The following is an 11,820-nucleotide window of genomic DNA, read 5'->3' on the forward strand; positions in this document are numbered from 1 at the left end:
CTCCAAGAAATTGGTTTAGACCTGTAAAGATTTCCTGGTCATCGGCGTGGCGTACGAACGGCCTCCCCCTTGGTGGGGGAGGCCGTCGGGTGCCGGGGCGAGCGCGGGGAGTTCAGGCGGGCGTGTCCTCCAGGAGGTTGACGCCGACGCCCTCGAAGACCTCCTCGTGATCGTTCGCGGAGAGCAGATAGGCCTGCGCCTCGCCTACGTGGAAGTACATCCCGTGCAGCGCGAGCGTGCCCGCGGCGAGCGCACGCGCCACCGACTCGTGCCGGCGCAGATGCTCCAACTGCTGGACCACATTGGTCAGACAGAGCTGCTCCACGGCGTCGGCGGGCAGCCGGCCCGCGATCCGGGCCCAGGCGTGGCTCCGGCTCGCCATCCGCTCCAGGCTCGGCCCGCCGTGCCGCAGCCAGCGGCGCAGCGGCGTCATCGGCGCGCCCGGCTTGCCGTTGAGCAGCGCCGTCATCGCGCCGCAGCCGGAGTGACCGCAGACCGTGATCGACTGGACCTGGAGGATGTCGACGGCGTACTCGATGGCCGCCGCGACCGACTCGTCGCCGCCCTCCTCGCCCGGCGGCGGCACCAGGTTGCCGATGTTGCGCACGGTGAACAGATCACCCGGACCGCTCGACGTGATCATGCTGGTGACCAGGCGGGAGTCGGCGCAGGTGATGAAGAGCTGCTGTGGACGCTGGCCCTCGCGGGCGAGCCGGGCCAGCTCGTCGCGGACCAGGGGCGCCGTGTTGCGCTGGAACGAGCTGAGCCCGCTGGCCAGTTGGTGCCCGTGGGTGCGCTGCGGCGGCTGGTCGTGGCAGTGGTGGTTGCGCCACGGGGTCCAGGGGCGGCAGCAGGTGTGCGCCGCACCGGCCGGCTCGGCGATCCTCCCGCCGGCCCGGGTCGTGATCCGTACGGCGCCGCCCCGCGCCTGGTGCGCGGTCTGCCAGCCGTGCAGTGCTTCGAAGGCCGCGTGATCCATGAACGATCCGTCCAACTCCACGATGGTCTCTGCTCCTTGGGGGACGTGGCCGAGCGTCCGGGTCAGCCGGGGCACGGCGAGAAACGTCAACTGACCGCGGGCGCGCACCCAGTAGGTGCCGTCCGCTTCCTGCTGGGCCGTGATGCGCGTGCGCGAAAGCCGGTGCAGCGCGACCGCGACGGCGACGGCGATTCCCAGGACGACTCCTTGCAAGACGCCCAGGACGAGCACTCCGCCTACGGACGCCACATAAACCAGGAACTCGCGGTGTTTGTGGACGTTGCGGATGTGCGCGAAGTTGACCATCTGGATGCCGACCATCATGACCAGCGCGGCGAGCGCGGCCAGCGGGATCCACTCCAGGACGGAGACGAGCAGTCCGGCCGCGAGCAGCACCCACACGCCGTGCATCACCGTCGACGCGCGGCCGGTCGCGCCCGCACGGACGTTGGCGCTGCCGCGCACCGCGCCGCCCGAGATGGGCATGCCGCCCAGCACGCCGGAGACGGCGTTGGCGATGCCCTGGCCGCGCAGTTCGCGGTCGAGGTCGGCGCGCGGCACGGTGCTGCCGGGCCGCTCGGCCCCCAGCCGGTCGACGGCGACCGCGGAGAGCAGCGACTCCAGGCTCGCGACCAGGGTCACCGTCAGCACGGCGGTGATGAGCCCGAGCAGCGGGCCGTGCGGCAGCTCGGGCAGCACGTGGGCGTCCCAGGAAGGCAGGTCGACCCGGGCGATGCCCGGGGCGGCGAACGCGGCGACGCCGGTGGCGACCACCACGCAGACGAGTGCGGCGGGGATGCGGCGCAGGACCTTTCCGACGCGGCCGGGGATGCGGGGCCACAGCAGGAGGACGGCGAGGGTCAGCGCGCCGATGAGCGGCTCGGCGGGCCCCACCTGGGCGAACTGCCCCGGCAGCGCGAGGGCGTTGGCCACGGCGGAGCTCTGCGGGGAGCCGCCGAGGACGATGTGGAGCTGGGCCAGCGCGATCGCCGCTCCGATGCCGGCGAGGGTGCCGTGCACGATGGCGGGGCTGACCGCGAGGGCGGAGCGCGCTGTCTTCAGCGAGCCCAGGGCGATCTGGACCAGCCCCGCGCAGACGGTGATGGCGCAGCTGGTGCGCCAGCCGTATGTCTGGATCAACTCGGCGGACACGACGGTCAGTCCGGCGGAGGGGCCGCTGACCAGCAGGGGCGAGCCGCCGAGCAGTCCGGCGACGATGCCGCCGATGCCCGCGGCGATGAGGCTGGCCTCCAGCGGTGCGTCGATGGCGACGGCGAGGCCGAGCGACATCGGGACGGCGAGCAGGAAGACGGTGATGGACGCCGACAGATCGGCGCCCCGGATCCGGAAGCGGCGGCGGTGGGGGCCGCCCTCGGCGGGCGGCTCGTGCGGCGGTCGGCCGCCGGGCGGCCGGGCTGGGGTGGTGGCGCGAGTGGGTACGCAAGCAGGCATGGTTCCCGTCTCCTCCGGGGCAGCGCGGTCGCGGAACGAGGGGTCGCGGCCGTGGGTCACGGCAGTGCAGCGGCGGGATTCTCAACTCTCGGTAAACGAATCGTAATGCAGAGTAAAGCCGCTTACTTCTCATTTAGGGCAAATAGGGCAACGGTTCACTCGCGAGGGTGAATAGGCAGCTTTTCGTTCGGCTTGTCGTGCCGGTGTGTCCCACTCTGCGTGCGACTTTTGCGGCGCCGTGACGGCATTCAACGCACAGAACCGCAAGGAAGAGGTGGGCGGATGATCGCCGCCACGCACGCCAAGAGGATCGCTGTCGGCGTCATCGCCGCCGCGCTGGCCGTCGGAGCCGCGGGCTGCTCCTCGAACCCCGGACCGGCCAAGCCGGCCCCCGGCCACCAGGGCGCCGCCGCCCCCAACATGGCCCCGCACGTCATCGGGGACGGCTCGACCGCGTACACCGGGCTCCAGCCGCACCTGCTCAAGCCCACGAAGCTGCAGCCGGGACAGCGGCCGCCGCAGTTCGTGGTGTTCTCCTGGGACGGCGCGGGCGAGGACAGCCAGAAGCTCTTCTCGCACTTCCGTGAGGTCGCCAAGGAGTCCAACGCGACCATGACGTACTTCCTGAGCGGCGTGTACATGCTGCCGGAGGCGAAGGCCAACCTCTACACCGCGCCCAAGCACTCACCGGGCCACTCGGACATCGGCTTCAACGACCTCAAGGGAATCAAGGACACCGTCACCCAGGTCCGCGCGGCGTGGAAGGAGGGCAACGAGATCGGCACCCACTTCAACGGCCACTACTGCGGGCCCGACGGCGGCGTCGGCACCTGGTCGGTCGCCGAGTGGAAGAGCGAGATCGCCCAGGCCAAGTCCTTCGTGAAGAACTGGAAGACCAACTCGGGCCTGAAGGCCGAGGCGCCGCTTCCGTTCGACTACGACAAGGAACTCATCGGCGGACGCACGCCCTGTCTCGAAGGCCAGAAGAACTTCGTCAAGACCGCGGGCGAACTGGGCTGGCGCTACGACACCAGCGGCGTCAACGACCAGGTGTGGCCGAAGAAGAACCCCAACGGCGTCTGGGACCTGTCGATGCAGCTGGTGCCGGTCCCGGGCCGGGAGTTCCAGACCCTGTCCATGGACTACAACTTCTACATGAACCAGTCCAACGCGATGACCGGCGACGCCGATCAGCACGAGTACTGGGGCAACCAGATGCGCGACGGACTCTTCCAGGCCTTCGACCGCTCCTACGAAGGCAACCGCGCCCCGCTGATCATCGGCAACCACTTCGAGTCGTGGAACGGCGGCGCCTACATGAAGGCCGTCGAGGAGACGGTCAGGACGGAGTGCGTCAAGCGCGACGTCCACTGCGTCTCGTTCCGTCAGCTCGCCGACTGGCTGGACGCCCAGGACCCGGCCGTACTCGCCAAGTTCCACTCGCTGAAGGTGGGCGAGGCCCCGAAGGGCGGCTGGGCGGCGCTCGAGGCCACCCAGCCCGCGGCCCCGGCGAAGCCCGTCGCCCCGCTGCGGCCCGCCGCGCCCCAGCCCGCCGTCAAGCAGGCTGCGGCTCGCTGACCTCGGCGATCAGCCGCTCGCTCAACACGAAACCGGGGTCCACCTGCGCTGCCAGGTCGGCCCCGGTCTTCGCGTTGCCCCAGCTCTCCGCGTTCTTCAGATGGAAGTGCACCATCTGCTGCGTGTAGCGCTCCCAGTCCCGGTTTCCGTACGAGTCGTCCGCCGCGTCCTGCAGCGTCTGCAGAGCGACCCGGTTGTCGGCCTCCAGGAGCTCGAATCGCGCCGGGCGGCCCTTCTCCATGGCGCGCACCCAGTCGGAGTGCCCCACCGTGACCAGGAGGTCGTCGCCGACCTCGGCGCGCAGGAAGTCCACGTCGTCCTGGCTCTGCACCTTGTTGCCGACCACCTTGAGCGCGACCCCGTAGTCCCGGGCGTACTCCTTGTACTGGCGGTAGACGGAGACGCCCTTGCGGGTCGGCTCGGCCACCAGGAACGTCATGTCGAAGCGCGTGAACATGCCGGAGGCGAACGAGTCGGAGCCGGCCGTCATGTCGACGACGACGTACTCGTCCACGCCGTCCACCAAGTGGTTCAGGCACAGCTCGACCGCGCCGACCTTCGAGTGGTAGCAGGCCACCCCGAGGTCGGACTCGGTGAACGGGCCCGTCGCCATCAGACGGATGTCCCCGTCGTCGAGCCCCACCCGGCGCGCGCACGCCTCGTACACCGGGTTCGCCTCGCGCACGCGCAGCAGCCGGGAGCCGTGACCGGGCGGGGTCGTCTTGATCATGGTCTCGGTGGAGGCGATCCGCGGGTTGGTGCCCCGCAGGTACTCCTTGATGAGGGGGAGGTGGGCACCCATCGCGGGCAGCGCGGCGGCCTCCTCGTCGTCGAGCCCGAGCGCGGCCCCGAGATGCTGGTTGATGTCGGCGTCGACCGCGACGACGGCGGCCTCGTTGGCGGTGAGGTGGCGGATGAAGAGCGAGGACAGCGTGGTCTTGCCGCTGCCGCCCTTCCCCACGAAAGCGATCTTCATGTTCACCAAAGGTAATCGCTTAGTGACGCGAAGTATGCGAGCCGAGTGAAGAAGACCACTCGAAGGTGGGGTGCGGCTTGCCAACGCGTAGCCTCCTTACCTATGAGTACGAACGCCGCTGACCCCCTTGTCGCCCTCGGTGGACTGCCGGGCGTCCCGGACGCCGTGGACCGTGTGCGCAAGGCCGTGGACCGGGTGTACGGGCACCGTGTGATGCGGCGCCGCAGCAACGAGATCACCTCGGAGGCGGCGCTGCGCGGGGCTCGCGGCAGCGCGGCCCTGTCCGGTGCGGACTGGGCGCTGGAGGAGGTGCGGCGCCGCACGGACTTCGGCTCCGAGTCCGAGGCCCGTACCGTCGGGGCCGCGCTGCGACTGACCGCGGAGGCGGGCCAACTCCTGTCCATCTGGCGGCAGTCGCCCCTGCGGGTGCTCGCCCGGCTGCACCTGGTGGCGGCCGCGGACGCGGGCGACGCGGTGGGCCGGCCGCGGCAGGGCGGCGAGAGCGTCGACGAGCCGCTGATCGAACTTCCGCTGCCGGACGCCGAGGAGGTCGCCGGCCGCCTCGAAGGGCTCTCCCGGCTGATCATCGCGGGCGGCTCCGCGCCCGCCCTGGTGACCGCCGCGATCGTGCACGGCGAACTGCTCGCGCTGCGGCCCTTCGCCTCCTGCAACGGCCTTGTCGCGCGTACCGCCGAGCGGATCGTGCTGATCGGCAGCGGCCTCGACCCGAAGGCGATCTGCCCGGCCGAGGTCGGCCACGCGGAGCTGGGGCGCGCGGCGTACGCGGCGGCGCTCGACGGCTATGTGTCCGGCACCCCGCAGGGGATGGCGGCGTGGATCGCCCACTGCGGCAAGGCGGTCGAGCTGGGCGTGCGCGAGTCGACGGCCGTGTGCGAGGCGCTTCAGCGCGGCGCGGCGTAGGCGCGAGCGGGCGCCGCGGAACGCCGTACGGCGTTCGGGCGCCGGTGCGCCGGCGGGAAAAGGGTTGCGGCGGTATCGGAGACCGATACCGCCGCTGGCATGTTCACCGTGTTACCAAGCGTCCTCGAAAATTGCCCATCAGGCCGGGATTCTCTGCCCGTTCACCTGGTGCGGCTGGCCCGTAATCGACGGGTCGACGTCGCGTGGGTGCTCGATGTCCATGCGCGGTCCGTGGGGCCGTGATGCGTAGAAGGTGATCCTCTCGGATGTCCCAGGTCTCGCGGGCCGTTGAGTCCTTTCTACTCCCGTACGACGAGAAGCGAAACCCCTCACCCCAGTTCTTTACTTTTATGTTCAAACAGGGGTAAATCGGACGGTTGTTTTCAGAAGGCGTCCATAGACGCGCTGTTCGGGCTTCGCCGGATCGTCTCTGTCTCTCCGCGGCGAAGGCCGTCGCTCAGGCCGGGACGGATCCGCGCCTGCGGGCGGCGTACCAGACGATGCCCGCGGTGGCCGCGGCCGCGCCGACCGCCGCGGCGGCGAGGAGAGCGGACCGTGGCGGCATGGAAAGGGCGGGCAGCCGTTGCTTGAGGCTGACCGGCCGGTTGAAGACGAGAATCGGCCATTCCCTGGCAGTGGCTTCACGGCGCAGGGCTCGGTCGGGGTTGACGGCATAGGGGTGGCCGACCGACTCCAGCATCGGGACATCGGTCGCGGAGTCGCTGTAGGCATAGCAGCGCGCCAGGTCGTACCCCTCGGACGCGGCCAGGTCCTTGACGGCCTCGGCCTTCGTCGGCCCATAGGCGTAGTACTCGACGTCGCCCGTGAAGCAGCCGTCGTCGCCGACCACCATGCGGGTGGCCACCACCCGGTCCGCGCCGAGCAGTTCGCCGATCGGCTCGACGACCTCGGCCCCCGAGGTCGACACGATGACCACGTCGCGGCCGGCCGCGTGGTGCTCCTCGATGAGGGAGGCGGCCTCGTCGTAGATGATCGGGTCGATCAGGTCGTGCAGGGTCTCGGCGACGATCTCCTTGACCTGCTGGACGTTCCAGCCCTTGCAGAGGGCGGACAGATACTCACGCATCCCCTCCATCTGATCGTGGTCGGCGCCACCGGCGAGGAATACGAACTGCGCGTACGCAGTGCGCAGTACGGCGCGACGGTTGATCAGTCCTCCTTGATAGAAGGACTTGCTGAAGGTCAGCGTCGACGACTTGGCAATGACTGTCTTGTCCAAGTCGAAGAAGGCGGCGGTGCGCGGCAGCGAGTGGTTTTCCACGAGTCCGAGCATAGGCGCCCACCATTCGGCGTAAGCTGGGGCGCGTGGGTTTGCCTGAGAAGGCTCTCGGGTACACCATGGAAGTCACGGATCGTTCGCGACCGTGCTAACCCGGTCCGACTCCTCCCCCCCCGAGTCGACCGTGGGGACGACCCCCGCTCTCCCCCCCGGCGGGGGTCGTCGCATGTCCAGATGCTTTTTCGAGCCTGGGTCGTCACCGCACCGCATCTCCGCTCCTTCTTCGCGCGAGTGCTTCATGATCACTAATCGTGACTGTGCGTAGTGGTTGCGCTGCACTCCGGAAAGTCACCGGTATAGGTGAACGGGATATTCACAACGCGCATAGTTGTCCACAGATTTCGACCAAGATCCACATTATTTCGGGTCTCCCTCCACCGTGATTCCAGTTCGCGAAGTGCGCGGACGCAGGAATCGCAGGGAGAGGGGGCGGAAATCATGGACGGAGCCATGGCTTCCGATCGGCCGCAGGGCGTGGAGGGCCGCCGCGGCGGACCGCTGATCGTGACCGAGGACGAGGATCTGCTCGACGATCTGCTGAGGCTGTGCGCCGCGGCCGGCACCGAGCCCGAGGTGTGTCACGGGGTGCCCGACCGCAGGGGCGGATGGGAGAGCGCACCGCTGGTCCTGGTGGGCGACGACGCCGCGCCCCGGCTGCGCGGGGCGGCCCGCAGGCGCGGAGTGCTCCTGGTGGGCCGGGACCAGGACGACCCGGGTGTCTGGCAGACGGCGGTCGAGCTCGGCGCGGACCATGTGCTGCGGCTGCCCGACGCCGAGCCCTGGCTCGTCGACCGGATCGCGGATGCGGTGGAAGGCGTGGGGCGCCCCGCCCTGACCGTCGGGGTGATCGGCGGGCGCGGCGGCGCGGGCGCGTCGACACTGGCGTGTGCCCTCGCGGTCACCGCAGCCCGCACCGGGAAACGGACCATGCTGATCGACGCCGATCCGCTCGGCGGCGGCCTCGATGTGCTGCTCGGAGGCGAGCAGACCGACGGCCGGCGGTGGCCGGATTTCGCCGCTTCGCGAGGGCGCGTGGCCAGCGGAGCCCTGGAGGAATCGCTGCCCCGTCTGCACCGGTTGAGGGTGCTCAGCTGGGACCGGGGGGACTTGGTGGTCATCCCGGCGGAGGCGATGCGCGCGGTCCTCGCGGCGGCCCGCCGACGCGGTGGCGTGGTCGTCGTCGACCTGCCGCGCCGGATCGACGACGCGGTGGTCGAGGCGCTCGCGCAACTGGACCTCGGGCTGCTGGTGGTCCCCGCCGAACTGCGCGCCGTCGCCGCGGCCAACCGGGTCGCCTCATCGGTCGGCATGGTGCTGCGCGATCTGCGCGCGGTGGTGCGCGGCCCCTATGCGCCGGGGCTCGACGAGCAGTGGGTGGCGGGTGCGCTGGGGCTGCCGCTCGCCGGTGAACTCCCGGTCGAAGCAGGCCTGTTGGAAGCCCAGGAGGGCGGGGCGCCACCGGGGAGTGCGGCCCGCGGCCCGCTGGCCAGATTCTGCGCCGCCTTCTGGGACCAGACTCTGACCGGCGGCCTCACCGGAGGGGCGCTCTCATGAACGACCGGCGCGATGAAGGCATCCCCTCCGCCGGCGCGCCCGGCCCTGCCGACGGCGGGGCGTGGTCCCGGGGCGCGCCGTCGTGGAGCGCGGGACCGCCGCTGCTCGACGCGGTGCGGCAGCGGCTGGCGCAGAGCGGGGCCGAACCCACCCCGGCCAGGGTCGCGGCGGCGCTGCGCGCCCAGGGCCGGCTGCTCGGCGACGCGGAAGTGCTGGGCGGAGCCGAGGAGTTGCGGTCCGAGCTGGTGGGCACCGGCCCCCTGGAGCCGCTGCTCGCCGACCCCGATGTGACGGACGTCCTGGTCTCGGCACCCGACCGGGTGTGGGTGGACCGGGGCGGCGGGCTTGAACCGACCGGCATCCGCTTCGCCGACGCGGCGGCCGTACGCAGGCTGGCGCAGCGCCTCGCCGCGGTGGCGGGCCGCCGGCTCGACGACGCGAGGCCCTGGGTGGACGCCCGACTGCCCGACGGAACCCGGATGCACGCCGTCCTGGAACCCATCGCCGTCGGCTCGACCTGCCTGTCCCTGCGGGTGGTCCGCCCCAGGGCGTTCTCGCTGGCCGAACTGACGGCGGCGGGCACGGTCCCGCCCGGGGGCGAGAAGCTGCTGCGCGCGCTGATCCGGGCCCGGGTGTCGTTCCTGGTGAGCGGCGGCACCGGCACCGGCAAGACCACGCTCCTGTCGACCCTGCTCGGCCTGGTCGGCGCGGGCGAGCGCATCGTCCTCGCCGAGGACTCCGCCGAGTTGAGGCCCGACCACCCCCATGTCGTACGCCTCGAATCGCGGCCCGCCAACCAGGAGGGCGCGGGCCTCGTGACCCTGCGGGACCTGGTGCGCCAGGCCCTGCGGATGCGCCCCGACCGGCTGGTCGTGGGCGAGGTGCGCGGAGCCGAAGTGACCGACCTGCTCGGCGCCTTGAACACCGGGCACGAAGGAGGCTGCGGGACGGTCCACGCCAACTCGGCCTCGGATGTGCCGGCCCGCCTGGAGGCACTCGGCACCGCCGCCGGGCTCGACCGGGCCGCGCTGCACAGCCAGGTGGCGGCCGCGCTGTCGGTGGTGCTCCATCTCGCCCGCGACCGGGAGGGCCGACGCCGGATCGCCGAGGTGCGTGTCCTCGAACGGGACCCGGCCGGCCTGGTCAGGACGGTGCCCGCACTGCGGTGGGGCGCTCAGGGGTTCCTGCGCGACGCGGGCTGGGAGCGGCTCCGGGCGCTGATCGGGGGTGCGCTGTGACCGATCCTCGGACGGGGCTGCCCGCGTGGGCGGCGATGTGCGCGGGCCTTGCCGTGTGGCTGTGGGCCGGTCAGGACCAGGGGATGCGGCGGGCCCGGCTGATGTTCGCGGGGGCCGGGACGGGAGCGGAAACGGGGAGCGGCACGGGAGCCGGCGCCGGGCTCGGCGGATTCCAGGCGGCCGTTGCCGGCGGCGGGTTCAGGGCGTCCCCGCTGGGGCGTTGGCTCGCCGCGGTGCGGCACCGGGAGCGGTGGCGGGCGGAGTGGCTGTGTCTGCCGCTGGGGCTCGCCCTCGCCGTCCTGGGTGGCTCGGTGCTGCCGCTGGTCGCAGGGGCGCTGGCGGTGCCGTTGCTGGGGAGGCGGCTGCGGCTCGAGCAACGCGAGCGGGCCAGGGCCCGGCGGGCCGACCAGGTGATCGCCTGGTGTGCCGCGGTGGCCGGTGAGCTCCGGGCGGGCCGCCAGCCCGGACCGGCGCTCGTGACGGCCGCGCGGGAGACGGGCGCCCTCGGCGCCGGGGCGGCCCCGGTGGTGGCGGCGGCCACGTTCGGCGGCGATGTGCCGGCCGCGCTGCGGTCGGCGGCCAGCGAGCCGGGCGCCGAAGGGCTCGCCGGGATCGCCGCCTGCTGGCAGGTCGCGGTGGACGGCGGGGCAGGGCTCGCCTCCGGCCTGGAGAGGCTGGAGAACGCGCTGCGGGCGGAGCGGGAACAACAGGACGCGTTGCGCTCCGAGTTGGCGGGGCCCCGCACCACGGTGCTGCTCCTCGCGCTGCTGCCGGCGCTCGGCCTGGTGCTCGGCACCGCGATGGGCGCGAGCCCGCTGCGGGTGCTGCTGCACAGCCCGGCGGGGTTCGGATGCCTGCTGGTGGCCGCGGTCCTGGAGACGGCCGGCGTGGTGTGGGCGGCCCGGATCGTACGGGCGGGGGAGGGCCGATGAGCCCGCCGGGGCCGGAGGTTGTCCACAGGCTGGGGGCAGTGGTGGGGGCTGCCACCCTCGCCCTGTGGACGGTGGCGGCGGTGGCCCGGCGCCGGGAGGAGCGCCGGATCCGCCGCCGGATGGCCGCGCTGCTGGCCCTGGAGGCGACGTTGACACCGACCGGACCGAGGCTCTGGAACCCGGCCTGGACGGAGCGGGCGAAACAGTGGGGAGCGCCACTGGCGGCGTGGGCGGCCTGCTACGTACTGCTCGGCGGGGCCGCGGGGGCCCTGGGCGGCCTGGCGGCGGCGTACGGAGCCCGGGTGTGGACGCGCAGGCGACGGGCGCGGGGGACGGGCGCCGACGTACGGGAGGTGGGGCGCGAACTGCCGCTCGCCGCCGACCTGCTGGCCGCGTGCCTGGCCGCCGGAGCCGGGCCGCGCGAGGCGGCGGGGGCGGTCGGAGCCTGTCTGGAGGGGCCGGTCGGGGCCCGCCTGGGCCAGGTCGCAGCCGAGCTGCGGATGGGCTGCGAACCAGGCGACGCGTGGGGGAGGTTGGGTGCGATACCGGGCGCGGCCGAACTGGCCCGCTGCCTGGAGCGGGCGGCTTCCTCGGGAGCGCCCGCGGCCGGCGCCGTCGCCCGGGTCGCCGCGCGATGCAGGGCCGAGCGGAGCCGGGACGCCTCGGCGCGGGCCAGACGCGCGGGCGTCCTGATCACCGGGCCGCTGGGCCTCTGCTTCCTGCCGGCGTTCCTCGCGGCGGGCGTCGCGCCGGTCGTGATCGGTCTGGCGGGAGGACTGCTCAAGCGGTGACGGGACCCGCCCGGTGCTCGGCCCGGCGAGGGGCTGCCCAGGTGGTGCGGGGCGCCGCCGTCACTCGCGCCGCAGGTGCGTCTCCGGCCATCCACATCT

The 11,820-nt window shown here is 72.3% G+C and carries 9 protein-coding genes; 6 read left to right on the forward strand and 3 right to left on the reverse strand.

Annotated features, from left to right (window positions below; genetic code table 11):
• Window positions 1-112: 112 nt before the first annotated feature.
• The gene (locus tag OOJ98_RS00125) at window positions 113-2,431 is read right to left on the reverse strand and encodes a bifunctional SulP family inorganic anion transporter/carbonic anhydrase (RefSeq protein ID WP_267052545.1); all 2,319 of its coding nucleotides are present in this window, start codon (window positions 2,429-2,431) and stop codon (window positions 113-115) included.
• Window positions 2,432-2,713: 282 nt separating this feature from the next.
• Here OOJ98_RS00125 and OOJ98_RS00130 point away from each other — a divergent pair, with 282 nt between their 5' ends.
• Window positions 2,714-4,009: a hypothetical protein gene (locus OOJ98_RS00130; RefSeq protein ID WP_267052546.1), complete on the forward strand. Its 1,296-nt coding sequence runs from the start codon at window positions 2,714-2,716 to the stop codon at window positions 4,007-4,009.
• Here OOJ98_RS00130 and OOJ98_RS00135 read toward each other — a convergent pair.
• Window positions 3,987-4,985 (reverse strand): ATP-binding protein, encoded by a 999-nt coding sequence (locus OOJ98_RS00135; RefSeq protein ID WP_267052547.1) that lies wholly within the window; start codon window positions 4,983-4,985, stop codon window positions 3,987-3,989. The two genes, OOJ98_RS00130 and OOJ98_RS00135, sit on opposite strands and share 23 nt — an antisense overlap.
• 102 nt (window positions 4,986-5,087) lie before the next feature.
• On the opposite strand from OOJ98_RS00135, the gene OOJ98_RS00140 reads away from it, so the two are divergent.
• Window positions 5,088-5,906: a Fic family protein gene (locus OOJ98_RS00140; protein WP_267052548.1), complete on the forward strand. Its 819-nt coding sequence runs from the start codon at window positions 5,088-5,090 to the stop codon at window positions 5,904-5,906.
• A gap of 457 nt (window positions 5,907-6,363) precedes the next feature.
• Here OOJ98_RS00140 and OOJ98_RS00145 read toward each other — a convergent pair whose 3' ends face one another.
• The gene (locus OOJ98_RS00145) at window positions 6,364-7,200 is read right to left on the reverse strand and encodes an HAD family phosphatase (protein ID WP_267052549.1); all 837 of its coding nucleotides are present in this window, start codon (window positions 7,198-7,200) and stop codon (window positions 6,364-6,366) included.
• A gap of 444 nt (window positions 7,201-7,644) precedes the next feature.
• Here OOJ98_RS00145 and ssd point away from each other — a divergent pair, with 444 nt between their 5' ends.
• Genes ssd through OOJ98_RS00165 form a run of 4 tightly spaced genes read left to right on the forward strand, consistent with a single transcriptional unit; the run spans window position 7,645 to window position 11,721 of the window.
• Window positions 7,645-8,760, forward strand: coding sequence for a septum site-determining protein Ssd (ssd, locus tag OOJ98_RS00150; protein WP_267052550.1), 1,116 nt, complete (start codon window positions 7,645-7,647; stop codon window positions 8,758-8,760).
• On the forward strand, window positions 8,757-9,998 hold the full coding sequence (locus OOJ98_RS00155; protein WP_267052551.1) for a TadA family conjugal transfer-associated ATPase: 1,242 nt from the start codon (window positions 8,757-8,759) through the stop codon (window positions 9,996-9,998). Before ssd ends, OOJ98_RS00155 begins: the two co-directional genes overlap by 4 nt.
• A 35-nt stretch (window positions 9,999-10,033) precedes the next feature.
• Window positions 10,034-10,930 carry a type II secretion system F family protein gene (locus OOJ98_RS00160; protein ID WP_267055442.1) on the forward strand — a complete coding sequence of 299 codons (897 nt, stop codon included), beginning with the start codon at window positions 10,034-10,036 and terminating at the stop codon, window positions 10,928-10,930.
• A 41-nt stretch (window positions 10,931-10,971) separates the two neighbouring features.
• Entirely contained in the window at window positions 10,972-11,721 is a 750-nt protein-coding gene (locus OOJ98_RS00165; protein ID WP_323177869.1) for a type II secretion system F family protein, read from the forward strand.
• Window positions 11,722-11,820: the final 99 nt, after the last annotated feature.

This window comes from Streptomyces sp. NBC_00083, from assembly GCF_026343295.1.
In the GTDB taxonomy this organism is placed as follows: Bacteria; Actinomycetota; Actinomycetes; order Streptomycetales; family Streptomycetaceae; genus Streptomyces.